This window comes from Klebsiella sp. LTGPAF-6F, from assembly GCF_001753185.1.
Lineage (GTDB): Bacteria > Pseudomonadota > Gammaproteobacteria > Enterobacterales > Enterobacteriaceae > Klebsiella > Klebsiella michiganensis.
This window is the reverse complement of record NZ_CP017450.1, coordinates 4,621,926-4,647,568: the sequence shown is the minus strand read 5'-3', so window position 1 is coordinate 4,647,568 and position 25,643 is coordinate 4,621,926. Positions and strand designations below refer to the sequence as shown.

Below are 25,643 nucleotides of genomic sequence, written 5' to 3'. Positions count from 1 at the left end.
ATGAGACTGACATCTAAAGGGCGTTATGCCGTGACCGCGATGCTTGACGTTGCGCTCAACTCTGAATCGGGTCCGGTTCCGTTGGCTGATATTTCAGAGCGTCAGGGAATTTCGCTTTCCTATCTGGAACAGCTGTTCTCTCGCCTGCGCAAAAATGGCCTGGTTTCCAGCGTACGTGGTCCAGGCGGCGGTTATCTGTTAGGTAAAGAAGCGGGTAGCATCGCGGTTGGCGAAGTTATCAGCGCAGTGGACGAATCCGTTGACGCCACCCGTTGTCAGGGTAAAGGCGGCTGCCAGGGCGGCGATAAGTGTCTGACTCACGCGCTGTGGCGCGATCTGAGCGAGCGATTGACCGGTTTTCTGAATAACATCACGCTGGGCGAACTGGTGAATAACCAGGAAATCCTTGATGTCTCCGGCCGTCAGCACAACCATGAATCCCAGCGTAGCACCCGCGCTCAGGACGCCATCGACGTCAAACTGCGCGCGTAGTTCTCGTTCAGTTTCATCTTGCAGCTATCGGCTGCAAGCTGAAACGAGCTGAGTAAAAAAGATAAAAAAGATTTTCGAATCAGGCCAGGATGTTCCGACATCCTGTGTACTCGGTCGTACATCCAGCCGGTTGCCTGATTCCTTGCATTGAAGCGATGTACGGAGTTTATAGAGCAATGAAATTACCGATCTATCTCGATTACTCCGCAACCACGCCGGTGGACCCGCGTGTTGCCGAGAAAATGATGCAGTTCCTGACCCTGGACGGGACCTTTGGTAACCCGGCCTCGCGTTCACACCGTTTTGGCTGGCAGGCTGAAGAGGCGGTAGATATCGCCCGTAATCAGATTGCCGAGCTGGTCGGCGCTGACCCGCGCGAAATCGTTTTTACTTCCGGCGCGACGGAATCCGACAACCTGGCGATTAAAGGTGCAGCCAACTTTTATCAGAAAAAAGGCAAGCACATCATCACCAGCAAAACCGAACATAAAGCCGTGCTGGACACCTGCCGTCAGCTGGAGCGCGAAGGGTTTGAAGTGACCTACCTCGCCCCGCAGCGTAACGGCATTATCGATTTAAAAGAGCTGGAAGCCGCGATGCGTGATGACACCATCCTTGTTTCCATTATGCACGTGAATAACGAAATCGGCGTGGTACAGGATATCGCTACCATCGGCGAGATGTGCCGCGCCCGCGGTATCATTTACCACGTTGACGCGACCCAGAGCGTGGGCAAACTGCCTATCGACCTGAGCCAGCTGAAAGTTGATCTGATGTCCTTCTCCGGCCACAAAATCTATGGCCCGAAAGGCATCGGCGCGCTGTATGTGCGTCGTAAACCGCGTATTCGTATCGAAGCGCAGATGCACGGCGGCGGTCACGAGCGCGGTATGCGCTCCGGGACGCTGCCTGTCCACCAGATCGTCGGTATGGGTGAAGCTTACCGTATCGCGAAAGAAGAGATGGAAAGCGAAATGGCCCGCCTGCGCGGCCTGCGTAACCGTCTGTGGGACGGCGTAAAAGATATGGAAGAGGTCTACCTGAACGGCGATCTCGAGCAGGGCGCGCCGAACATTCTCAACGTCAGCTTTAACTACGTTGAAGGCGAGTCGCTGATTATGGCGCTGAAAGACCTGGCGGTCTCTTCCGGTTCCGCCTGTACTTCCGCAAGCCTCGAGCCGTCCTACGTGCTGCGCGCGCTGGGGATGACCGACGAGCTGGCGCATAGCTCTATTCGTTTCTCTTTAGGTCGTTTTACTACCGAAGAAGAGATTGACTACACCATCAATCTGGTTCGCAACTCCATTGGTCGTCTGCGCGAACTTTCTCCGCTGTGGGAAATGTTCAAGCAGGGCGTGGATCTGAACAGCATTGAATGGTCACATCACTAATTCGGCACCAATAAGGAGAATTCATCATGGCTTACAGCGAAAAAGTTATCGATCATTACGAGAATCCGCGCAACGTCGGCTCCTTCGACAATAGCGACGAAAACGTCGGCAGCGGCATGGTTGGTGCACCGGCGTGCGGCGACGTGATGAAGTTGCAGATTAAAGTCAACAATGAAGGTATCATTGAAGACGCGCGTTTCAAGACCTACGGCTGCGGTTCCGCTATTGCTTCCAGCTCCCTGGTGACCGAGTGGGTGAAAGGGAAATCGCTGGACGAAGCTCAGGCGATCAAAAACACCGATATCGCAGACGAGCTTGAGCTGCCGCCGGTGAAAATTCACTGCTCTATTCTGGCGGAAGACGCGATTAAAGCCGCGATTGCGGATTACAAAAGCAAACGTGAAGCAAAATAATTAAGAGTTGAGGTTTGTTATGTCGATTACTTTAAGCGACAGTGCAGCAGCGCGAGTCAACACCTTTCTGGCCAACCGCGGTAAAGGGTTTGGTCTGCGCCTGGGAGTCAGAACTTCCGGCTGCTCGGGTATGGCTTATGTACTGGAGTTTGTTGACGAGCCGGCGGCAGAAGACACCGTGTTTGAAGACAAAGGCGTGAAGGTCGTGATCGACGGCAAAAGTTTGCAGTTCCTCGACGGCACGCAGCTGGACTTCGTCAAAGAAGGTCTTAACGAAGGGTTTAAGTTCACCAACCCGAACGTGAAAGACGAGTGCGGCTGCGGCGAAAGCTTTAACGTGTAATCGGTTATCCCTGACCCCACCGTAGTCTCGCTGCGCGTGGGGTTTGCTTTATCTCGTTAACCCTGAGGTTGCTATGGACTATTTTACCCTCTTCGGGTTACCGGCCAGCTATACCCTTTCGTTAGAACCCCTGGCTGCCCGGTACCAGGAGCTACAGCGCCAGTATCATCCCGATAAGTTCGCCAGCGGCAGCGCGGCTGAACAGCTCGCCGCGGTGCAGCAGTCCGCCACCATTAATCAGGCGTGGCAAACCCTTCGCCATCCGCTGACCCGCGCCGAATATCTCCTTTCACTTCACGGTTTCGATCTCGCCAGCGAGCAGCATACCGTGCGCGATACCGCGTTCCTGATGGAACAGCTGGAACTGCGCGAAGAGCTCGATGAGATAGGCAAGGCGAAAGATGAAGCGCGGCTGGAAAGCTTTATCAAGCGGGTCAAAGCGCAATTTGATACCCGGCATCAGCTGATGGTTGAACAACTGAATAACGAGACGTGGGAGGCGGCGGCGGATACCGTGCGCAAGCTGCGTTTTCTCGATAAACTGCGAAGCAGTGCGGAACAACTCGAAGAAAAACTGCTCGATTTTTAATTTTCGGAAGCAATTATGGCCTTATTACAAATTAGTGAGCCCGGACTGAGCGCCGCGCCGCACCAGCGACGTCTGGCGGCGGGTATCGACCTGGGCACCACCAATTCACTGGTGGCTACCGTGCGTAGCGGCCAGGCCGAAACTCTGCCCGACCATCAGGGGCGCTATTTGCTGCCGTCGGTGGTGAACTATCAGGCTTCGGGTTTGACGGTGGGCTATGACGCGCGACAAAACGCCGCGCTGGATCCGGTCAACACCATCAGCTCCGTCAAACGCATGATGGGCCGCTCTCTGGCCGATATCGAGGCCCGCTATCCACATCTGCCTTATCAGCTGCAGGCCAGCGAAAACGGCCTGCCGATGATTCAGACTACGGGAGGTTTGCTCAATCCGATCCGCGTATCTGCCGACATTCTAAAAGCGCTGGCCGAACGCGCCACCGAGGCGCTGGCGGGCGAGCTCGACGGCGTGGTGATTACCGTGCCGGCCTACTTCGATGATGCTCAGCGGCAGGGAACCAAAGACGCGGCGCGTCTGGCGGGCCTGCACGTGCTGCGTCTGCTGAACGAGCCGACCGCGGCGGCGATAGCCTACGGCCTGGACTCCGGTCAGGAAGGGGTCATCGCGGTTTACGATCTCGGCGGCGGTACTTTTGATATCTCCGTGCTGCGCTTGAGCCGCGGCGTGTTTGAAGTCCTGGCCACCGGCGGCGATTCCGCGCTCGGCGGCGACGATTTCGATCATCTGCTGGCCGATTATCTGCGCGAGCAGGCTGGCCTGAGCGATCGCAGTGATAACCGCCTGCAGCGCGAGCTGCTTGACGCGGCGATCGCGGCGAAAATCGCCCTCAGCGATGCCGAGACGGCGCGGGTGAACGTCGGCGGCTGGCAGGGGGAGGTGACCCGTAGCCAGTTTAATGCGCTGATCGCCCCGCTGGTCAAACGCACCTTGCTGGCCTGCCGTCGCGCGTTGAAAGACGCCGGCGTTGAGGCGCAAGAGGTGCTGGAAGTGGTGATGGTGGGCGGCTCGACCCGCGTGCCGCTGGTGCGCGAACGCGTCGGCGAATTCTTTGGCCGTACGCCGCTGACCTCTATCGACCCGGATAAAGTCGTCGCCATCGGCGCGGCGATTCAGGCGGATATCCTGGTAGGCAATAAGCCGGACAGCGAACTGCTGCTGCTTGATGTCATTCCGCTCTCTCTGGGGCTGGAAACCATGGGTGGCCTGGTGGAAAAGGTTATCCCGCGTAACACCACCATTCCGGTGGCGCGCGCGCAGGAGTTCACTACCTTCAAAGATGGTCAGACGGCGATGTCTATCCACGTTATGCAGGGCGAGCGTGAGCTGGTGCAGGACTGCCGCTCCCTGGCGCGCTTTGCGCTGCGCGGCATTCCGGCATTACCGGCGGGCGGGGCGCATATTCGCGTGACCTTCCAGGTGGATGCCGATGGCCTGCTGAGCGTGACGGCGATGGAGAAATCGACCGGCATTGAGGCCTCTATCCAGGTGAAACCGTCCTACGGTCTGACCGATGGCGAGATCGCCAGCATGATTAAAGATTCGATGAGCTACGCCGAACAGGATGTCCAGGCGCGTATGCTGGCCGAGCAAAAAGTTGAAGCCGCGCGCGTACTGGAAAGTCTGGTCAGCGCGCTGGCCGCCGACGCCGCGCTGTTAAGCGCCGCAGAGCGTCAGGCTATCGATGACGCCGCGGAGCAAGTGCGCGCCGCAGCGGCAGGCGATGATGCCGATGCAATCAAAGAAGCGATTAAAAATATCGACACACAAACCCAGGAATTTGCCGCACGTCGTATGGATCAATCGGTCCGTATCGCGCTGAAAGGCCAATCCGTGGACGAGGTTTAAAATGCCAAAAATTGTTTTTCTGCCCCACCAGGACCTGTGTCCGGATGGCGTAGTTGTGGAAGCTGAGACCGGTGAGACCATTCTTGATGCAGCGCTGCGTAGCGGTATTGAGATTGAACACGCCTGCGAAAAATCCTGTGCCTGCACCACCTGCCACTGCATCGTGCGTGAAGGCTTTGACTCGCTGGCGGAAAGCACCGAAGATGAAGACGACATGCTGGATAAGGCCTGGGGGCTTGAGCCCGACAGCCGTCTGAGCTGCCAGGCGCGGGTGACTGACGAAGATTTGGTCATCGAAATTCCGCGTTACACCATCAACCACGCACGCGAGCATTAATATGGGACTGAAATGGACCGATAGTCGTGAAATCGGCGAAGCGCTGTACGACGCTTTCCCGGATCTCGACCCGAAAACCGTTCGCTTCACCGATCTGCATCAGTGGATTTGCGATCTGGAAGAGTTTGATGACGATCCGAACGCATCCAATGAAAAAATTCTTGAGGCGATTCTGCTAGTCTGGTTAGACGAAGCAGAATAATTTTCGCGTCATGATTTATCCGGTGGTTTAAGCCGGATGAATCAACGAGCGAAAGAACTTTACGGGCTGCCATACGGCGGCCCGTTTGCTAAGAAGGATAATGATAATGACCGAAGCTATGAAAATTACGCTTACCGCTCAGCCAGCCGATGCGCGCTGGGGAGAAAAAGCATCTTACAGCATTAATAACGACGGCATCGCCCTGCATCTGAACGGCAAAGACGACCTCGGTTTGATTCAGCGCGCGGCGCGAAAAATTGACGGCATGGGCATCAAACATGTCGCGCTTGACGGCGAGGGCTGGGATACCGATCGCGCATGGGCATTCTGGGCCGGCTATAAAGGCCCGAAAGGCAGCCGCAAAGTGGAGTGGCCGGCCCTCGACGATGCGCAGAAAAGCGAACTGGATAACCGCCTGACCATTATTGACTGGGTCCGCGACACCATCAACGCCCCGGCGGAAGAGCTGGGGCCGGAACAGCTGGCGCAGCGTGCGGTAGACCTGCTGTGCAGCGTGGCCTGCGATAACGTCTCTTATCGCATCACCAAGGGCGAAGATCTGCGCGAGCAGAACTACCTGGGCCTCCACACCGTCGGCCGCGGCTCCGAGCGTCCGCCGGTCCTGCTGGCGCTGGACTATAACCCAACCGGCGACAAAGAAGCCCCGGTGTACGCCTGCCTGGTCGGTAAAGGCATCACCTTTGACTCCGGCGGATACAGCATCAAGCAGAGCGCGTTTATGGACTCGATGAAGTCCGATATGGGCGGCGCGGCGACGGTAACCGGCGCGCTGGCGTTCGCCATCACGCGCGGCCTGAACAAGCGCGTGAAGCTGTATCTGTGCTGCGCCGATAACCTGATTAGCGGTAACGCCTTCAAACTGGGCGATATTATTCACTATCGCAACGGCAAAACCGTGGAAATCATGAACACCGATGCGGAAGGTCGCCTGGTGCTGGCGGACGGCCTGATCGATGCTTCGGCGCAAAAGCCGGCGCTGATCATCGATGCCGCCACGCTGACCGGCGCGGCGAAAACCGCGCTTGGCAATGATTATCACGCGCTGTTCAGCTTTGATGATGCGCTGGCGAATCGCCTGCTGGCGAGCGCGCAGGCTGAAAACGAAGCTTTCTGGCGCCTGCCGCTGGCTGAGTTCCACCGCGGCCAGCTGCCGTCCAACTTTGCTGAACTGAACAATACCGGCAGCGCGGCCTATCCGGCCGGCGCCAGCACCGCGGCGGGCTTCCTGTCCCACTTCGTGGAGAATTATCATGAAGGCTGGCTGCATATCGACTGTTCGGCGACCTACCGCAAATCTGCGGTTGAGCAGTGGTCGGCGGGCGCGACCGGCCTCGGCGTGCGCACTATTGCTAATTTGCTGACCGCGGAATAACCCTTTCCCCTGACCCTCCCCCTGATGTTTCAGGGGGAGGTCACGTTCGGCTTTCTCCCGCTTCCTTCGTGGAGAGAGCCGGGGTGAGGGGATTTTCGTTGTGGAACTACTATGTCCGAAACTAAAAATGAGCTAGAAACCCTGCTGGAGAAGGCGGCTACCGAGCCAGGCCATCGTCCGGCGTTTTTCCGTACGCTGCTGGAAGCTACCGTGTGGGTACCCGGAGCCGCCGCTCAGGGCGAGCAGGTCGTTGAAGACAGCGTGCTGGATCTGCAGCACTGGGAAAAAGATGATGGCACATCGGTCATTCCTTTTTTCACCTCGCTGGAAGCGCTGCAGCAGGCCGTTGAGGACGAACAGTCTTTTGTGGTGATGCCGGTGCGCACGCTGTTCGCCATGACCCTCGGCGAAACGCTCTATCTCAATGCCAAACTCGCCACCGGCAAAGAGTTTGCGCCGCGTGAGATTAGCCATCTGCTGGGGGAAGAGGGCAGCCCGCTCAGCACCCAGACCGTGCTTGAAGGCGGAGAGTCGCTGCTGCTGTCTGAGGTTGCCGAGCCGCCCGCGCAGATGGTGGACTCGCTGACCACGCTGTTTAAGACCCTGAAAACGGTGAAGCGCGCGTTTTTATGCTCTATCAAAGACAGCGCCGATGCGCCAGCCAACCTGCTGATTGGTATTGAAGCGGAAGGCGATATTGAGGAGGTTATTCAGGCGACCGGCAGCGTGGCGACCGATACGCTTCCCGGCGACGAGCCGATTGATATCTGTCAGGTGGTGGAGGGGGAAAAGGGGATTAGCCACTTTATGATCGCCCACATCACGCCGTTTTATGAAAAGCGCTGGGGCAGCTTCCTGCGCGACTTTAAGCACAATCGGATTATTTAACTCAACGGGGGCTCAGGCCCCCGTTGTTCTCTTTACTGCCTACTGCGCCGGTTCAATCGGCAAATCCGTCCGCGCCCCCCATTCGCTCCATGAGCCGTCGTACAGGCTAACGCCGTTAACGCCGAGGGTGGTGAGCGCCAGCACGACGACCGCCGCCGTTACGCCGGAGCCGCAGCTGGCAATAATCGGCCGTTCAAAATCGACGCCCTGACGCGCGAAGATCTCGTTGAGTTCATCGGTGGTTTTGAGTTCGCCGTTAATCACCAGTTCCGTCCACGGTACGTTTAGCGCGCCGGGAATATGCCCGCTGCGCAGTCCCGGTCGCGGCTCTGCCACCTGGCCATTAAAGCGTCCTGCCGGGCGCGCATCGACGATCTGCGCCGATCCTTCGTGGCTGACCAGCAGCACATCGGTCAGGCGCTTGATCGCCAGCGGATCGACGCGGCCGTCAAAATCACCTTCCGGCAGTTCGGGGAGGCCCTGCTCCAGCGGTAGCCCATCGCGGCGCCAGCCCTCCAGCCCACCGGCGACAATCGACACCTTTTCAACGCCGAACGTGCGCAGCATCCACCAGGCGCGCGGCGCGGAGAAGAGATTGCCTTCATCGTATACCACCAGATGCTTATCGCTGCTGACGCCAAGTTCGCGCATGGCGACGGCAAACGCCTCCGCGCGCGGCATCATGTGCGGCAGCGGGCTGGTGTGGTCAGAGAGGGCTTCGATATCGAAAAAGACGGCGCCGGGAATATGGCCTGCCTGATACTCAGCGTTAAGATCGCGCTCTTCCTGTCCCGGGGGGGCCATCCGCGCGTCGATAATCTGGATTTCCGGGTCATCAATATGCTCTGCCAGCCAGTCGGCAGCGACAAAAAACGAGGTAGACATGAGTGCCTCCGTGTCATCAACAATAGAGTGATTGTTGTTGTTTTTTGCGATATCGACAAGGCATTTTCAAGGAGAGGCGGCGGGAATGTGATATTCCCCCGAGCGGCGTCGGGGGAGAGTTGGCTTAAAACGCGTTTTGCTGCAGGTAGCGCCAGGCGTACTGCGCGTACAGTTCAGCGCCGCTTTTCATCACCTGCTCGTCGATATTAAAGCAGCCGTGATGGTGCGCGTAGTCGCTGCCTTTCTCTTTATTGCCCGAGCCGAGCAGCGCAAAGGCGCCGGGGATATTTTGCATATAAAAACTAAAATCTTCTCCGCCGGTGGTCGGTTTTTCATTGAAAAGGACGCCATCGCCGAACGCGTCGCGGATAACCGACTGCGCCAGCAGCGCGCTGCGCTCTTCGTTGATCACCGGTAGCGTACCGTAGCAGTAGTCAACCTGAGCGGTCGCCCCATATACCGCGGCGGTATGCTCGGCATAGCGGGTAATGGCCGTTTCCAGGCGCTGGCGCGCTTCCAGGCTGAAGCAGCGCACGGTACCGTCAAGAACGGCGTTTTCGGCAATGACGTTAAAGCGCGTGCCGACATACATTTTGCCGATGGTGACTACCGCGGACTCCAGCGGGGAGGTTTCTCGCGCCACAATAGCCTGCAGATTCATCACGAAAGCGGAAGCGACCACCGCCGCATCGACGCAGGCCTCCGGCATCGAACCGTGGCCGCCGCGGCCGCGGAAGGTCACTTTCAGCAAATCGGCTGAGGCAAAGGAGGAACCGACGTTGCAGGAGATTTTGCCGGATGACGTGCCGGACCAGATATGCATCCCGAAAACGTTATCCACGTTATCGATAGCCCCCTGCTGAATCATCGCCTTCGCCCCCTCGGCAATCTCTTCCGCAGGCTGAAAGATCAGCCGGACGTTGCCCGCCAGCTGCTCGCGGACGTCATATAACGCACGGGCGGCGGTCAGCAGCATGGCGGTATGGGCGTCATGGCCGCAGGCGTGCATTTTCCCGGGAGTTTGTGATTTATAGTCGAGCGGGTCGTTCAGCTCCACCACCGGTAACGCATCCATATCGGCGCGCAGAGCCACGGTTTTACCCGGCTGGCCGCCGGCGATGTCGGCGATGATTCCGGTGGGATGCGTCCGGCGGTAAGGGATACCGATGGCCTCCAGTCCGGCGGCGACGCGATCCGTGGTGCGCTTCTCCTCCCAGGGAAGTTCCGGATGGGCGTGCAGGTCGCGACGAAAAGCGATCATCGCCTGTTCTTCTCTGGCGATAATCGCGGTGATGTCAGGGTTAATCATCAATGGCTCCATCATTTGCTAAAAATTCAACGCGCTCAGCCGACAGCGGGGGTCAGATAGCCGACCAGAATTCCGGCTAACACCACCGAAACCATGGTGACGGAGACGAATCCGCCGACCAGCATCGGGCCCAGCATATGGTGGGTCAGCATCTGGCGCTCTTTTTCATCGTGGGTGAGGGCGTTGATGGCCTCGTTGGTAATAATATAGTCGGCGGGGAAACCGTACAGCGCGGTCAATGAGATGGCGAAAGCCATCGGGCCGCTGACGCCAAGCAGTTTCCCGACCAGCCAGGAGACAACAAACATCCCGATCGCCGCCGTGGCGATTAACACCACCATCGGGAAAAGCAGGCGCAGCAGCATCTCCGGCGTGGCTTTGTTTAAGGTATCAAAGATAAATAGCATCAATGCCATAATGGCGAAGCCAAAGCCGTTCGCCTTATGCAGCATATGCTTTTCAAGAAAGCCTAACGAGGTAAACACCACGCCAAAAAACAGGCACAGCACGAAGGGGCTGATATTCACGATCGGCTTCGCGAGGTCGGCGACAAGCCAGGCCAGACAGCCGACCAGCGCCAGCCGCAGGAATTTAAAGTAGTTGCTGTTGTAGCTAACGGGGATTTTACTGAACAGGCGCGGCATTTTCTCCTCGCCAACGGTGAGCATCGCGTGCTCATCGGCGATGTTATCGGGTCGGTGCTCGCCGCTGCGGTAGCGGGCAAGCAGCGTTTTACCTTCACGCTGCAGCATGATGGCGGTGAGCGGATATCCGGCAAACCCCTGCATTACGTAAATCAAAATGGCAAAAACCGACAGGTCGACCAGGCCGGCGCTGCTCGCGCCCTGCGACATAATCAGCGATGAGACGATACCGCCGACCAGCGGAGGAATGGTGACCAGCGCGGTGTTGCGGTCGAACAGCGCCAGGCTCACCGCAAAGACCGCCGCCGCGATCCCGGCAATGCCGGCGAGGGAGATGACTACGGTCTTCCACTGCTGCGCCAGCTCTTTTAGCGACAGCAGGGTGCCCATATTGGTGATTAACAGATACATCAGCATTATGGCAACCGGCGTGCCGATTCCGGCCCGGCTGATAATATCTGCCGGGAAAAATGTCCAGTACCCGATTAAAAACAGGACCGCACAGACAAATACGGAGGGAATCCAGGCTTTTGTGCGGGTTGAAACAACGTCGCCGATATAAAGAATTAAAATAATAATCGACAGTGCGACCATCTGAGACATAAATAACTTCCATATTATTAATCCCATATATATTTATATGAGATGGGTTGATGTTGTGCTATCTGGTAAACGCTGGAACGTACAGTCAATATCATCGCCGGCGTAATAATTTATATTTTAAAGGCAATGATATCCCGAACAATAAATAGAAAACGCGAGCCTTGTCAATTTATATGGGCGGAGAGAATGGGATTTCAGAATAAAAAGTATCGATAGCTGAGGATATTAAAAGTTGATATAAGAAAAATCGTAGCGTGGTATATCCGTTAAATTAATCCACTCCTGCTATCCGTGGTCCCTACCAATATTGCTTGCTAGCGCGCTATTGGTAATTCTGCCGTTAACGCATAATAATGTGTTCACTGAATTTATCTGGCCTGCGGGCCGAGGGGTTAGAAGGATGAAACCATTTCGTTTGGCGGCGCTATCTCTGGCGCTACTTACCGCGCTATCGTTGACCGCCTGTGACGACAGCGGCAAACCGCAGGCGGTCGCGTCGGCGCCATCCGCGGCGGCAGATAGCGCTCCCGCGAAGCCGGACAGCGCCCAGCTGGCGGCGCTGGCTGAAAAAAGCAAAGGCAAAGCGTTAACGCTGCTGGATGCTTCTGAAGTTCAGCTCGACGGCGCGGCGACGCTGGTGCTGACCTTCTCTATTCCTCTGCAGCCGGATCAGGATTTCTCCCGCAGCGTGCATCTGGTCGACAAAAAAAGCGGCAAAGTCGATGGGGCATGGGAGCTGGCGCCCAACCTTAAAGAGCTGCGTCTACGCCATCTTGAGCCAAAACGCGAGCTGATCGTTTCGCTCGACCCCACCCTGACCGCGCTGAATAAAGCGACCTTAGACAGCAGCGTTGAAAAAACCATTACCACCCGCGACATCGCCCCGAGCATCGGCTTTGCCAGCCGCGGCTCGCTGCTGCCGGGGAAAGTGGTGGCCGGACTGCCGGTGATGGCGCTGAATGTCGATAACATCGACGTCAATTTTTTCCGCATCAAACCTGAATCGCTCTCCGCCTTCGTCAGCCAATGGGAATACCGCAATTCCCTGAGCAACTGGGAGTCGGACGAGCTGCTGAAGATGGCCGATCTGGTCTACACCGGCCGTTTTGACCTTAACCCGGCGCGCAATACGCGCGAAAAACTGCTGCTGCCGCTGGCGGATATCAAGCCGTTGCAGGAGCCGGGCGTCTATATCGCGGTGATGAACCAGGCGGGCCGCTACAGCTATAGCAACGCCGCGACGCTGTTCACCCTCAGCGATATCGGCGTATCCGCGCACCGCTACCACAACCGGCTGGATGTCTTTACCCAGAGCCTGGAAAACGGCGCGGCGCAGTCCGGTATCGATGTGCAGCTGCTGAACGCCAAAGGGCAAACCCTGGCGCAGGCGAAGAGCGACGCTCAGGGGCACGTGACGCTGCAAACGGACAAAGAAGCGGCGCTGCTGCTGGCGCGTAAGGACGGGCAAACCACTCTGCTGGATCTCAAACTTCCGGCGCTGGACCTGGCTGAATTTTCCATCGCCGGTGCGCCGGGCTTCAGCAAGCAGCTATTTATGTTTGGCCCACGGGATCTCTATCGTCCGGGCGAAACGGTTATTCTCAACGCGCTACTGCGCGATAGCGACGGTAAACCGCTCCCCGAGCAGCCGGTGAAGCTGGAAGTCGTGCAGCCGGATGGCCAGGTTATTCGTTCGACGGTCAGCAAACCGGTTAACGGCCTGTATCAGTTGACTTATCCGCTCGATAGCGGCGCGGCGACCGGGATGTGGCACATTCGCGCCAGCACCGGCGACAACCAGCCGCGCGAGTGGGATTTTCACGTTGAAGATTTTATGCCTGAGCGCATGGCGCTGAATCTCACGCCGCAAAATGCCCCGGTTTCGCCGGCTGCGGATGTCAGCTTTGCCGTGAGCGGGGCGTATCTGTACGGCGCGCCGGCCAGCGGCAACCCGCTGCAGGGTAAACTGTTCCTGCGTCCGCTGCGCGATGCGGTGCCTGCGCTGCCGGGCTTCCAGTTTGGCGACATTGCCGAAGAGAACCTTTCCCGCAGCCTGGATGAAGTACAGACCACCCTGGACGATCGCGGACATGCGGAAGTCACCGCCGCCAGCCAGTGGCAGGAGAGCCGCTCGCCGCTGCAGGTGATCCTGCAGGCCAGCCTGCTGGAGTCCGGTGGCAGACCGGTCACGCGCATCGTCAGGCAGCCGATCTGGCCGGCCGAAACGCTGCCGGGTATCCGACCGGAATTTGCCCTGAAAGAGGTTTACGACTATCGCACCGACAGCACTATCAAGCAGCCGGTGGTGGATGAAAACGGCACCGCCGCGTTTGAGATTGTGTATGCCGACGCCAAAGGTGAGAAGAAAGCGGTCTCCGGGCTGCAGGTTCGGTTGATTCGCGAACGCCGCGACTACTACTGGAACTGGTCCGAGAGCGAAGGCTGGCAGTCGCAGTTCGATCAAAAAGATCTTCAGGAAGGCGAGGAGTCGCTGGATATTTCAGCCGGACAAACGGCGAAAGTGAGCTTCCCGGTCGAGTGGGGTTCTTATCGCCTGGAAGTTAAAGGGCCGGATGATGCGGTCAGCAGCGTGCGCTTCTGGGCCGGATACAGCTGGCAGGATAACAGCGATGGCCAGGGGGCGGCGCGTCCGGACCGCGTCACCATGAAGCTGGACAAACCGGCCTATAAACCGGGCGATACGATCAAGCTGCATATCGCCGCTCCGGCAGCCGGTAAAGGCTACGCGCTGGTGGAATCAAGCGAAGGGCCGCTGTGGTGGCAGGATATTGACGTCCCGGCGGAAGGGATGGAGCTATCGATCCCGGTGGATAAAGCGTGGAATCGTCACGACCTCTATCTCAGCACCCTGGTGATTCGTCCGGGGGATAAATCCCAGTCCGCGACGCCAAAACGGGCGGTGGGTCTGCTGCATCTGCCGCTTGGCGATGAAAATCGCCGTCTGAACCTGACGCTGGAAGCGCCGGATAAAATGCGCCCCAACCAGCCGCTGAAGGTCAACGTTAAGGCCAGCGTCAAAGAAGGCGAGACGCCGAAACAGGTTAACGTGCTGCTCTCCGCCGTCGATAGCGGCGTACTTAATATCACCGACTATGCAACGCCGGATCCGTGGAACGCTTTCTTTGGCCAGAAACGCTACGGCGCCGATATTTACGATATCTATGGTCAGGTGATCGAAGGGCAGGGGAGACTCGCCAGCCTGCGCTTCGGCGGCGACGGTGATGAACTCAAACGCGGCGGCAAACCGCCGGTTAATCACGTGACGATTATCGCTCAGCAGGCGCAGCCGGTGGTGCTGGATGAGAAAGGCGAAGGGACGGTGACTTTGCCGATTGGCGACTTTAACGGCGAACTGCGGGTTATGGCCCAGGCGTGGACCGCAGAGGATTTTGGCAGCAGCGAAGGAAAAACGATCGTGGCGGCGCCGGTTATTGCCGAGCTGAATATGCCGCGCTTCCTCGCCAGCGGAGATACCACTCGCCTGGCGCTGGATCTCAGCAATCTGACCGATAAGCCGCAGACCCTCAACGTTGCGCTGGCCGCCAGCGGTCTGCTGCAGCTTGAAGGGGGAGAAATACCGCCGGTGCATCTGGCTCCCGGCGCGCGCAGCACGCTGTTTGTGCCGGTTCGCGCGCAGCAAGGCTTTGGCGATGGTCAGGTGAATGCCACCATCAGCGGCCTGAACCTGCCGGGTGAAACCTTCGCGCCGATGCAGAAGCAGTGGCAGCTGGGCGTGCGTCCGGCTTTCCCGGCGCAAACCGTGAATTCCGGCGCTGTCCTCCAGCCGGGTGAAAGCTGGCAGGCTCCGGCGGCGCAAAGCGAGGGCTTCTCGCCCGCGACGTTGCAGGGGCAGCTGGTGTTCAGCGGTAAGCCGCCGCTGAACCTGGCGCGCTATATACGCGACCTGAAAGCCTATCCTTACGGCTGCCTGGAGCAGACCACCAGCGGGCTGTTCCCGTCGCTCTATACCAACGCCGCCCAGCTTAAAGCCCTGGGGATCGGCGGCGATAGCGATGAAAAGCGACGCGCGGCGGTGGATATCGGCATTTCTCGTCTGCTGCAGATGCAGCGCGATGATGGCGGTTTCGCCCTGTGGGATAAAGAAGGGCCGGAGGAGTACTGGTTGAGCGCCTACGCGATGGACTTCCTCGTCCGGGCGGGCGAGCAGGGCTACAGCGTACCAACGAACGCCGTCAATAACGGCAACCAGCGCCTGCTGCGTTATTTACAGGAGCCGGGGCTGATGACCGTCCGCTATAGCGATGATGCCCAGGCCAGCCGCTTTGCCGCTCAGGCCTACGCCGCGCTGGTACTGGCCCGGCAGCAGAAAGCGCCGCTCGGCGCGCTGCGCGAAATCTGGAGCCGTCACGACCAGGCGCGTTCCGGTCTGCCGCTGCTGCAGCTGGGCGTGGCCCTGAAATTGATGGGCGATGCGCCGCGCGGCGGCGAAGCCCTGAAGCTGGCGCTGACGACGCCGCGGCAGGACGCGAATCGCTGGCTCGGCGATTACGGCAGCGAGCTGCGCGACGATGCGCTGAAGCTGGCGCTGCTGGAGGAGAACAAACTGCTGCCGGAAGCGCAAAATACGCTGCTCAGCCATCTGGCGGACGAAGCCTACGGCCAGCGCTGGCTCTCGACGCAGGAGAGTAACGCCCTGTTCCTGGCCGGGCGTACGCTGCAGGATCTCCCCGGCAGCTGGCAGGCGCAAACCTCCGTGCAGGCCGAACCGCTCTCCGGCGAGAAAGCGCAAACCCGCAACCTGACCGGCGACCAGCTGGCGGCCTTGCAGGTGACCAATACCGGCCAGCAGCCGCTGTGGCTCCGTCTCGACAGCAGCGGATATCCGCAGAACGCGCCGCAGCCGGGGGGCAACGTACTCGGCATTGAACGGCAAATTTTCGATACCCAGGGCCAGCAGAAATCGCTCTCTTCGCTGCGCAGCGGCGAACTGGTGCTGGTGAAGCTGGAAGTGACGGCTAAGCGTAACGTCCCGGACGCGCTGGTGGTGGATTTACTCCCGGCGGGGCTGGAGCTGGAAAACCAGAATCTGGCCAACAGCAGCGCCAGCCTGCAGGAGAACGGCGAGGTGGTGCAGAATCTGCTTAACCAGATGCAGCAGGCCGATATTCAGCACATTGAGTTTCGCGACGATCGCTTCGTCGCCGCGGTGGCTATCAATGAAGGCCAGCCGGTGACGCTGGTTTATCTGGCGCGCGCGGTGACGCCGGGCACCTATCAGGTACCGCAGCCGCAGGTCGAGTCAATGTACGTGCCGCAGTGGCGGGCAACCGGCGCGGCCAGCGGACCGCTCACCGTTGCACCCTAAATGCGGGCACTGAAGCGCATTAAACGCCGCTGGCGCTGGCTGGCGGCGTTTATTTTTTTGCTGTGGCTGCTGCTGCTGGCCGCCGATCGCCTGTGGCCGCTGCCGCTGCGCGAGGTGACGCCTGCCCGAGTGGTGGTGGCGGAAGACGGGACGCCGCTGTGGCGTTTCGCCGACGTGCAGGGCGTTTGGCGCTATCCGGTGACCCTGGCTGACGTTTCGCCGCGCTATTTACAGGCGCTGATCCAGTATGAAGATCGCTGGTTCTGGGATCACCCCGGCGTTAATCCGTTCTCGATCGTTCGCGCTGCCTGGCAGGATCTCACTTCCGGGCGGGTGATCTCTGGGGGCAGCACCCTGACCATGCAGGTGGCGCGCCTGCTCGATCCGCATCCCCGAACCTTTGGCGGCAAGCTGCGTCAGCTATGGCGCGCGCTGCAGCTGGAGTGGCATCTGTCAAAAAGCGAGATCCTCACGCTCTACCTCAACCGGGCGCCGTTCGGCGGTACGCTGCAGGGGATCGGCGCAGCCAGCTGGGCCTATCTCGGTAAACCGCCCGCGCAGCTCAGCTATGGCGAAGCGGCGCTGCTGGCGGTACTGCCGCAGGCGCCGAGCAGGCTGCGTCCGGATCGCTGGCCGGAGCGAGCGCAGGCGGCGCGCGATAAGGTGCTGCTGCGGATGGAAAATCAGGGCGTGTGGCCGGCGCAGCCGGTACGAGAAGCTATCGAAGAGCCCGTCTGGCTCTTTCCGCGGCAGATGCCGCAGCTGGCGCCGCTTTTTGCCCGCCGCGCGCTGGCGAGCAGCCGCGCAGAGAAGGTGGTAACGACGCTGGATGCCGGACTGCAGCGGCAGCTGGAAGACCTGGCGCTGAACTGGAAATCGCGTCTGCCGCCGCGCAGCTCTTTAGCGATGATCGTGGTCGACCATACCAATATGAAGGTGCGCGGTTGGGTAGGGTCGGTGGATATCAACGATGATAGCCGCTTTGGTCATATTGATATGGTCTCGGCGATCCGCTCCCCGGGCTCGGTTCTGAAGCCGTTTGTTTATGGTATGGCGCTGGATGAGGGGCTGATCCATCCGGCTTCGTTGTTACAGGATGTGCCGCGACGGTTTAGCGACTACCGGCCGGGGAATTTTGACAGCGGTTTTCACGGGCCGGTGAGCGCCAGCGACGCGCTGGTTCGCTCGCTGAACCTTCCGGCAGTGCAGGTGCTGGAGGCCTACGGGCCGAAGCGTTTTGCCGCCAGGCTACGCAATGCCGGATTGCCGCTGATGCTGCCCGCCGGCGCGGAGCCGAATCTGTCGCTGATCCTCGGCGGAGGCGGCGCGCGTCTGGCGGATATCGTGGCGGCGTACAGCGCGTTCGCCCGCCATGGTAAGGCGGGACAATTGCGCATCACGCCAGACTCACCGCTGGTTGAGAGGCCGCTGCTGTCGCCGGGCGCCGCGTGGATCGTGCGGCGCATACTGGCCGGCGAAGCGCAGCCGGTGCCCGATGCGTCGCTGGTGCAGGTGGTGCCGCTGGCGTGGAAAACCGGAACCAGCTACGGCTACCGCGATGCCTGGGCGATCGGCGTGAACGCCCGCTATCTGATAGGTATCTGGACCGGGCGACCCGACGGCACGCCGGTCGTCGGGCAGTTTGGCTTCGCCAGCGCGGTGCCGCTGCTGAACCAGGTGAATAATATGCTGCTGGCGCGCCCGGCGATGAGCCGCGGCGGATTGCCGACAGACCCTCGCCCGTCGTCGGTCAGCGCCGGGACGGTTTGCTGGCCCGGCGGGCAGAATTTACCCGCGGGCGACGCGAACTGCCGCCGACGGCTGGCCACCTGGCTGCTCGATGAGAGCCAGCCGCCGACCCTGCTGCTGCCCGGCCAGGAAGGTATCCGCGGGATTCGCTTCCCGGTGTGGCTGAATGAGAAAGGGCTGCGGGTGGCGGCAGATTGCCCCGGCGCGGTAGAGAAAAGCCTCGACGTCTGGCCCCTGCCGCTTGAACCCTGGCTACCCGCAGGCGAACGGCGTCGCGTCAGGCTGCCTGCGGTTTCGGCGGCGTGTCCGCCGGTGCAAACCGCGGATGCCGCTCCGCTGGTGCTCTCCGGTCTTCGTGAAGGCGCGGTGGTTAAACGGCTGCCCGGCGAGCAAAAGGTGATGCTGCCGCTGCAAACGACCGGCGGGGAGGGGCGCCGCTGGTGGTTTCTTAACGGTGAGCCTCTGCCGGCGGAAGGCGCCAGCGCGACCCTTAACATCGATCGCCCTGACCGTTATCAGCTGGTGGTGATGGACGAGGCGGGGCAAATTGTTGCCGCGAACTTCACCGTGCAATAAACGTAACGTGCCTTAATTGGCGGGATTTGTTGTTTAAGGTCGCTTTTTTTTAAAAAAATGTTACCTAAACACATAGGCAATCGCCTTAGATGATGATTATAATTCGCGCCGTATTTATCGGTCTCATCTGCTCATCTGCAAAACAGAACAACATATATAAAGAGGTTATCATGGCTATTGAACGTACTTTTTCCATCATCAAACCAAACGCGGTGGCAAAAAACGTTATTGGCGGCATCTTTTCTCGCTTTGAAGCTGCAGGGTTCAAAATTGTTGGCACCAAAATGCTTCATCTGACCGTTGAGCAGGCTCGCGGCTTCTATGCTGAGCACGAAGGTCGCCCGTTCTTTGACGGTCTGGTTGAATTCATGACTTCCGGCCCGATCGTGGTTTCCGTGCTGGAAGGCGAAAATGCGGTTCAGCGTCATCGTGACCTGCTGGGCGCAACCAACCCGGCGAACGCGCTGGCGGGTACCCTGCGCGCAGACTACGCTGACAGCTTCACCGAGAACGGCACCCACGGTTCCGATTCCGTTGAATCCGCTGCGCGCGAGATCGCGTTTTTCTTTGCTGAAGGCGAGGTTTGCCCGCGCACCCGCTAATCTCCCGCGTCTTTCACGCCACCGCTTTGTTGGCTTCATTCGCGCACCCCGGTCACATAGTTATCTATGCTCCCGGGATTTGCGAATTCGCCGCCTCGCCGTGACGTAAAATACTTTGGAGATACCCATCCTCGTCGTCTTTTCGACTATCGCTGTGTTGGCTGCGCGCGTTCACCCCGGTCGCTTATCTATGCTCCCGGGGCTTCACTTGCTTACCGCCTTGCGACAATCGAAAATCCTTAGAGGATCTGCCAGGCAGTTACAGATTTTTTCATCATTGCTGCGTGCAAACGTGGTATTGATGGACCAGAATTTGTAGAATACAGCGCTCCGGATGAGCAGTCGCTCCCGGGGCGTTTCTTTTTTCAACCCTCCAGGGGCCATAACGTGTAATAACGAGGCCGGAATCAATTATGTCTGAACAAATAGTCACACCTGATAGCGCCGCTCTGACGGTGCCGAACAAAGATGCCAAAATCAACCTGCTGGATTTGAATCGTCAGCAGCTGCGCGAGTTTTTCAAAAACATGGGCGAAAAGCCTTTCCGCGCCGATCAGGTGATGAAATGGATGTATCACTACTGCTGCGATAACTTTGACGAGATGACCGATATCAACAAAGTTCTGCGCGGCAAATTAAAGGAAGTCGCGGAGATTCGCGCCCCGGAAGTCGTTGAAGAGCAGCGCTCCAGCGACGGTACCATTAAGTGGGCGATTGCCGTTGGCGATCAGCGCGTCGAAACCGTGTATATCCCGGAAGACGATCGCGCCACCCTGTGCGTTTCTTCCCAGGTGGGCTGCGCGCTGGAGTGTAAATTCTGCTCTACGGCCCAGCAGGGCTTTAACCGCAACCTGCGGGTTTCGGAAATTATCGGCCAGGTCTGGCGCGCGGCGAAAATCGTCGGCGCGGTGAAGACCACCGGCGTACGTCCGATTACCAACGTGGTGATGATGGGGATGGGCGAGCCGCTGCTGAACCTGACTAACGTGGTGCCGGCCATGGAGATCATGCTCGATGACTTCGGTTTTGGTCTCTCTAAACGTCGCGTCACGCTCTCCACTTCCGGCGTGGTGCCGGCGCTCGATAAGCTTGGCGATATGATTGACGTCGCGCTGGCCATCTCTCTGCACGCGCCGAACGATACCATTCGTGATGAAATCGTGCCGATCAACAAGAAATACAATATTGAGACCTTCCTGAACTCGGTGCGTGGCTATATTTCGAAGTCCAACGCCAACCAGGGACGCGTCACTATCGAATACGTCATGCTGGATCACGTCAACGACGGCACCGAGCATGCGCACGAGCTGGCCGCGCTGCTGAAAGATACGCCGTGCAAGATCAACCTGATCCCATGGAACCCCTTCCCGGGCGCGCCGTATGGCCGTAGCTCCAACAGCCGTATCGACCGTTTCTCCAAGGTGTTAATGGAGTATGGTTTCACCACGATCGTGCGTAAAACCCGCGGCGACGATATTGATGCCGCCTGCGGTCAGCTGGCCGGCGACGTTATCGACCGTACCAAGCGTACGCTGCGTAAACGTATGCAGGGCGAAGCCATCGACGTGAAGGCGGTCTGATAATCAATGATGCAGCGCACAGCCCTGGCGGTGCGCTGCATATTTATGTGGAATCGCCGGGCGAAATACGCTGTTGTGGTTAATAATTACGGTGCGTTTTTGTCGACTTTGAGGCAGTATGTAGCGGTACAACAACCGCTTAGCATTCAATATTGATAAGTCTCTGTGATACCAGGTCATACGGACTTATACTGTTTGTCTGACGTTGAGCAGATGTCTCGCGGCGCGGGGTCACCGGCGCTGAATTTTAAATTTCACGTACCAGTAGTTGTAGCGAATGAATACTGAAGCCACTCAAGACCATCAAGAAGCAAACACCACGGGCGCGCGTCTGCGTAATGCCCGCGAACAACTCGGGCTCAGCCAGCAGGCGGTGGCTGAACGCTTATGCCTGAAGGTTTCCACGGTTCGTGATATTGAAGACGATAAGGCACCCGCCGATCTTGCTTCAACCTTCCTGCGCGGCTATATCCGCTCTTATGCCCGCCTTGTGCACATTCCTGAAGAAGAGCTGCTGCCGATGATGGCCAAGCAGGCTCCGATCCGGGCGGCGAAAGTTGCCCCCATGCAGAGCTTCTCGCTGGGTAAACGCCGTAAAAAGCGCGACGGCTGGCTAATGAGCTTTACCTGGCTGGTGCTGTTCGTGGTGATTGGCCTCAGCGGCGCCTGGTGGTGGCAGGACCACAAAGCGCAGCAGGACGAGATCTCCACGATGGCCGATCAATCCTCCGCCGAACTGAATGCGGGCGATAGCAACAGCCAAAGCATCCCTCTGGATAATCAATCGGCGAATTCTGCACCGGATACCGCCGCCAACAGCGCGCCTGTAGAAACGTCTCCGGCGCCAGCGGCGTCGACTCCGGCCCCGGCTCCGGCTCCGGCCGAGAATAACGCCGTTGTCGCGCCTTCTCAGGCCAACGTCGATACGGCGGCAGCGCCGGCAACTTCGCCGTTACCGACCGACCAGGCAAACGTGACCACTGCGGCGGCCTCCGCCCAGGATCTGGTGCTGAATTTTACCGCCGACTGCTGGCTGGAAGTGAGCGATGCGACCGGTAAAAAGCTGTTCAGCGGTTTACAGCGTAAAGGCGGTAACCTCAATCTGAGCGGCCAGGCGCCTTATAAGCTGAAAATCGGTGCCCCGGCGGCGGTACAGATACAGTATCTGGGTAAACCAGTCGATTTGAGTCGTTTTATCAGAACTAACCAGGTTGCACGTCTGACCCTCAATGCCGAACAATCACCGGCGCAGTAACAGACGGGTAACGCGGGAGATTTTTCATGCATAACCAGGCTCCGATTCAACGTAGAAAATCAAAGCGAATTTACGTTGGGAATGTGCCGATTGGCGATGGCGCTCCCATCGCCGTACAGTCGATGACAAACACGCGCACCACCGATGTGGCGGCGACGGTAAATCAAATTAAAGCCCTTGAGCGCGTTGGCGCGGATATCGTGCGCGTTTCGGTGCCGACGATGGACGCGGCGGAAGCGTTCAAGCTTATCAAACAGCAGGTTAGCGTACCGCTGGTTGCCGATATCCACTTCGATTACCGCATTGCCCTGAAGGTTGCGGAATACGGCGTTGATTGCCTGCGCATTAACCCGGGCAATATCGGTAACGAAGAGCGTATCCGCATGGTGGTGGACTGCGCTCGCGATAAAAATATCCCTATCCGCATCGGGGTGAACGCCGGCTCTCTGGAAAAAGATCTCCAGGAAAAATACGGTGAACCCACCCCGCAGGCGCTGCTGGAATCGGCAATGCGCCATGTCGATCACCTCGATCGTCTCAACTTCGATCAGTTTAAAGTCAGCGTGAAAGCTTCCGATGTGTTCCTGGCGGTTGAATCCTACCGCCTGCTGGCGAAACAGATCGATCAGCCTCTGCACCTCGGGATCACCGAAGCGGGCGGGGCGCGCAGCGGCGCGGTGAAGTCCGCGATCGGCCTCGGCCTGCTGCTGTCTGAAGGGATCGGCGATACGCTGCGCGTCTCCCTGGCGGCGGATCCGGTTGAAGAGATCAAAGTGGGCTTCGATATTCTCAAGTCGCTGCGCATTCGCTCTCGCGGAATCAACTTCATTGCCTGCCCGACATGTTCACGTCAGGAGTTTGACGTTATCGGTACCGTTAACGCGCTGGAGCAGCGCCTGGAAGATATCATTACGCCGATGGATATTTCGATCATTGGCTGCGTGGTAAACGGTCCCGGCGAGGCGCTGGTTTCCACCCTCGGCGTGACCGGCGGCAACAAGAAAAGCGGCCTGTACGAAGACGGCGTACGTAAAGACCGACTGGATAACGACGATATGATCGATCAGCTGGAAGCGCGTATTCGCGCTAAAGCATCGATGCTTGATGAGGCGCGTCGCATCGATATTCAGCAGGTTGAAGCGAAATAACGTGTTGGGAAGCGATACGCTTCCCGTGTATGATTGAACCTGCGGGCGCGAGGCGCCGGGGTTCATTTTTGTATATATAAAGAGAATAAACGTGGCAAAGAACATTCAAGCCATCCGTGGCATGAACGATTATCTGCCGGGCGAAACCGCTCTCTGGCAGCGCATTGAAGGCTCACTGAAGCAGGTGCTTGGTAGCTACGGTTACAGCGAAATCCGTTTGCCGATTGTAGAGCAGACCCCGTTATTCAAACGCGCTATCGGCGAAGTGACCGACGTGGTTGAAAAAGAGATGTACACCTTTGAGGACCGTAACGGCGATAGCCTGACTCTGCGTCCGGAAGGTACCGCTGGCTGCGTACGCGCCGGCATCGAACATGGTCTCCTGTACAATCAAGAACAGCGCCTGTGGTATATCGGGCCGATGTTCCGCCACGAACGTCCGCAAAAAGGGCGCTATCGCCAGTTCCACCAGATTGGCGCGGAAGCGTTCGGTCTGCAGGGGCCGGATATTGATGCCGAGCTGATTATGCTGACCGCCCGCTGGTGGCGCGAGCTGGGCATCTCCAGCCACGTTGCGCTGGAGCTGAACTCTATCGGTTCGCTGGAGGCTCGCGCTAACTATCGCGACGCGCTGGTGGCCTATCTTGAGCAGTATAAAGATAAGCTGGACGAAGACTGCAAACGCCGCATGTACACTAACCCGCTGCGCGTGCTGGATTCTAAAAACCCGGACGTCCAGGCGCTGCTGAACGACGCCCCGACGCTGGGTGACTATCTTGATGAAGAGTCCAGAGCGCATTTTGCGGGACTTTGCGCGCTGCTGGATGATGCCGGTATCCGCTATACCGTGAATCAGCGTCTGGTGCGCGGTCTCGACTATTACAACCGCACCGTGTTTGAGTGGGTCACCACCAGCCTCGGTTCCCAGGGCACCGTCTGCGCCGGCGGCCGTTACGATGGTCTGGTTGAGCAGCTTGGCGGTCGCGCAACCCCTGGCGTCGGCTTTGCGATGGGGCTGGAACGTCTTGTTTTACTGGTTCAGGCAGTGAATCCGGAATTTAAAGCCGATCCTGTTGTCGATATATACCTGGTAGCCTCCGGAACTGACACCCAGTCCGCAGCAATGCGTCTGGCTGAACAGGTACGCGATGCGTTACCCGGCGTTAAGCTGATGACCAACCACGGCGGCGGCAACTTTAAGAAGCAGTTTGCGCGCGCTGATAAATGGGGCGCTCGCGTTGCGCTGGTGCTGGGCGAATCAGAAATCGCTGACGGAAACGTGGTAGTGAAAGATTTACGCTCAGGAGAGCAAACTACCGTAACGCAGGATAGCGTTGCCGCGCATTTGCGCACACTTCTGGGTTAATCTCCCGGGAATCATTAGTCAGGAGAAGGACTGCGTGGAACTTTACAATAACGAAAACGATCAGGTCGACGCGCTGAAGCGTTTCTTTGCTGAAAATGGCAAGGCGCTGGCCGTTGGGGTGATTTTGGGCGTTGGCGCGCTGGTTGGCTGGCGCTACTGGACCTCCCATCAGTTGGATACCGCCAGAGGCTCGTCCCTGGCTTATGAAAATGCGATTTCCGCCCTCAAATCGGATAAACCAGAAGCGCTGAACGCTGCGCAGAAATTTGCCGCCGACAGCAAAAACACCTATGGTGCGTTTGCTTCTCTTGAGCTGGCGCAGCAGTTTGTCGATAAAAACGACCTGCAGAACGCTGAAAAGCAGCTTCAGCAGGGGCTTACGGCCGCTTCTGATGATAACCTGAAATCGGTTATCAATATGCGTCTTGCTCGCGTCCAGCTGCAGCTTAAGCAGCCTGATGCCGCGCTGAAAACCCTGGATGCCGTGAAAGGCGAAGGCTGGACCGCGATTGTCGCTGACCTGCGCGGCGAGATCCTGCTGAGCAAAGGCGATAAGCAAGGGGCGAAAGCAGCATGGGAAGCGGGTGCGAAAAGCGATGCCTCACCGGCGCTCAGCGAAATGATGCGTATGAAAATAAATAATTTGTCCATCTGAGAGGGACTCG

Annotated in this window: 21 protein-coding genes; 18 read left to right on the top strand and 3 right to left on the bottom strand. The window is 58.5% G+C overall.

Translation table 11 applies throughout. The annotated features are described in order from the left end of the window. The 10 genes from iscR to sseB all read left to right on the top strand — a co-directional run bounded on the left by iscR (nucleotide 1) and on the right by sseB (nucleotide 7,914). Entirely contained in the window at nucleotides 1–492 is a 492-nt protein-coding gene (gene iscR / locus BJF97_RS21560; protein WP_004853217.1) for a Fe-S cluster assembly transcriptional regulator IscR, read from the top strand. A gap of 176 nt (nucleotides 493–668) precedes the next feature. Beyond that, nucleotides 669–1,883 (top strand): cysteine desulfurase, encoded by a 1,215-nt coding sequence (iscS, locus tag BJF97_RS21555; protein ID WP_004134936.1) that lies wholly within the window; start codon nucleotides 669–671, stop codon nucleotides 1,881–1,883. Nucleotides 1,884–1,909: 26 nt separating this feature from the next. Further along, a complete protein-coding gene (gene iscU, locus BJF97_RS21550; protein ID WP_002913991.1) occupies nucleotides 1,910–2,296 on the top strand; it encodes a Fe-S cluster assembly scaffold IscU in 387 nt (128 codons plus the stop codon). A gap of 19 nt (nucleotides 2,297–2,315) precedes the next feature. Further along, on the top strand, nucleotides 2,316–2,639 hold the full coding sequence (iscA, locus tag BJF97_RS21545) for an iron-sulfur cluster assembly protein IscA (RefSeq protein ID WP_004104506.1): 324 nt from the start codon (nucleotides 2,316–2,318) through the stop codon (nucleotides 2,637–2,639). A gap of 73 nt (nucleotides 2,640–2,712) precedes the next feature. Continuing rightward, nucleotides 2,713–3,228 (top strand): co-chaperone HscB, encoded by a 516-nt coding sequence (hscB, locus tag BJF97_RS21540; RefSeq protein ID WP_004104505.1) that lies wholly within the window; start codon nucleotides 2,713–2,715, stop codon nucleotides 3,226–3,228. Nucleotides 3,229–3,243: 15 nt separating this feature from the next. Further along, a complete protein-coding gene (gene hscA, locus BJF97_RS21535; protein WP_014230372.1) occupies nucleotides 3,244–5,094 on the top strand; it encodes a Fe-S protein assembly chaperone HscA in 1,851 nt (616 codons plus the stop codon). A gap of 1 nt (nucleotide 5,095) precedes the next feature. After that, a complete protein-coding gene (gene fdx / locus BJF97_RS21530; protein ID WP_004104503.1) occupies nucleotides 5,096–5,431 on the top strand; it encodes an ISC system 2Fe-2S type ferredoxin in 336 nt (111 codons plus the stop codon). A 1-nt stretch (nucleotide 5,432) separates the two neighbouring features. After that, complete coding sequence (gene iscX / locus BJF97_RS21525; RefSeq protein WP_004104502.1) at nucleotides 5,433–5,633, top strand: Fe-S cluster assembly protein IscX; 201 nt, start codon at nucleotides 5,433–5,435, stop codon at nucleotides 5,631–5,633. 106 nt (nucleotides 5,634–5,739) lie between these two features. After that, nucleotides 5,740–7,026, top strand: a complete 1,287-nt coding sequence (pepB, locus tag BJF97_RS21520; protein WP_014230371.1) for an aminopeptidase PepB — start codon at nucleotides 5,740–5,742, stop codon at nucleotides 7,024–7,026. Nucleotides 7,027–7,137: 111 nt separating this feature from the next. Beyond that, nucleotides 7,138–7,914 carry an enhanced serine sensitivity protein SseB gene (gene sseB / locus BJF97_RS21515; protein WP_014230370.1) on the top strand — a complete coding sequence of 259 codons (777 nt, stop codon included), beginning with the start codon at nucleotides 7,138–7,140 and terminating at the stop codon, nucleotides 7,912–7,914. 39 nt (nucleotides 7,915–7,953) lie between these two features. On the opposite strand, the gene sseA is transcribed toward sseB, so the two are convergent. The 3 genes from sseA to BJF97_RS21500 form a co-directional block, all read right to left on the bottom strand. Then, nucleotides 7,954–8,799: a 3-mercaptopyruvate sulfurtransferase gene (gene sseA / locus BJF97_RS21510; protein WP_014230369.1), complete on the bottom strand. Its 846-nt coding sequence runs from the start codon at nucleotides 8,797–8,799 to the stop codon at nucleotides 7,954–7,956. A 124-nt stretch (nucleotides 8,800–8,923) separates the two neighbouring features. Beyond that, the gene (locus BJF97_RS21505; RefSeq protein WP_032693150.1) at nucleotides 8,924–10,108 is read right to left on the bottom strand and encodes an amidohydrolase; all 1,185 of its coding nucleotides are present in this window, start codon (nucleotides 10,106–10,108) and stop codon (nucleotides 8,924–8,926) included. A gap of 35 nt (nucleotides 10,109–10,143) precedes the next feature. Further along, nucleotides 10,144–11,355: a hypothetical protein gene (locus tag BJF97_RS21500; RefSeq protein ID WP_014230367.1), complete on the bottom strand. Its 1,212-nt coding sequence runs from the start codon at nucleotides 11,353–11,355 to the stop codon at nucleotides 10,144–10,146. A gap of 400 nt (nucleotides 11,356–11,755) precedes the next feature. Here BJF97_RS21500 and BJF97_RS21495 point away from each other — a divergent pair, with 400 nt between their 5' ends. The 8 genes from BJF97_RS21495 to BJF97_RS21460 all read left to right on the top strand — a co-directional run bounded on the left by BJF97_RS21495 (nucleotide 11,756) and on the right by BJF97_RS21460 (nucleotide 25,633). Next, nucleotides 11,756–16,702, top strand: coding sequence for an alpha-2-macroglobulin family protein (locus BJF97_RS21495; protein WP_064388254.1), 4,947 nt, complete (start codon nucleotides 11,756–11,758; stop codon nucleotides 16,700–16,702). Beyond that, nucleotides 16,703–19,027: a peptidoglycan glycosyltransferase PbpC gene (gene pbpC, locus BJF97_RS21490; RefSeq protein ID WP_032693148.1), complete on the top strand. Its 2,325-nt coding sequence runs from the start codon at nucleotides 16,703–16,705 to the stop codon at nucleotides 19,025–19,027. Nucleotides 19,028–19,197: 170 nt separating this feature from the next. Then, nucleotides 19,198–19,629, top strand: coding sequence for a nucleoside-diphosphate kinase (gene ndk / locus BJF97_RS21485; RefSeq protein ID WP_004114414.1), 432 nt, complete (start codon nucleotides 19,198–19,200; stop codon nucleotides 19,627–19,629). A gap of 413 nt (nucleotides 19,630–20,042) precedes the next feature. Continuing rightward, complete coding sequence (locus BJF97_RS21480; RefSeq protein ID WP_004123586.1) at nucleotides 20,043–21,209, top strand: bifunctional tRNA (adenosine(37)-C2)-methyltransferase TrmG/ribosomal RNA large subunit methyltransferase RlmN; 1,167 nt, start codon at nucleotides 20,043–20,045, stop codon at nucleotides 21,207–21,209. 277 nt (nucleotides 21,210–21,486) lie between these two features. Then, the gene (rodZ, locus tag BJF97_RS21475) at nucleotides 21,487–22,464 is read left to right on the top strand and encodes a cytoskeleton protein RodZ (protein WP_032693147.1); all 978 of its coding nucleotides are present in this window, start codon (nucleotides 21,487–21,489) and stop codon (nucleotides 22,462–22,464) included. Between the two features lie 26 nt (nucleotides 22,465–22,490). Next, nucleotides 22,491–23,612 (top strand): flavodoxin-dependent (E)-4-hydroxy-3-methylbut-2-enyl-diphosphate synthase, encoded by a 1,122-nt coding sequence (ispG, locus tag BJF97_RS21470; protein WP_004104485.1) that lies wholly within the window; start codon nucleotides 22,491–22,493, stop codon nucleotides 23,610–23,612. Between the two features lie 91 nt (nucleotides 23,613–23,703). Beyond that, a complete protein-coding gene (gene hisS, locus BJF97_RS21465) occupies nucleotides 23,704–24,978 on the top strand; it encodes a histidine--tRNA ligase (protein WP_014230362.1) in 1,275 nt (424 codons plus the stop codon). A 34-nt stretch (nucleotides 24,979–25,012) separates the two neighbouring features. Further along, nucleotides 25,013–25,633 carry a YfgM family protein gene (locus BJF97_RS21460; RefSeq protein WP_004853194.1) on the top strand — a complete coding sequence of 207 codons (621 nt, stop codon included), beginning with the start codon at nucleotides 25,013–25,015 and terminating at the stop codon, nucleotides 25,631–25,633. The last annotated feature ends 10 nt before the right edge of the window (nucleotides 25,634–25,643 follow it).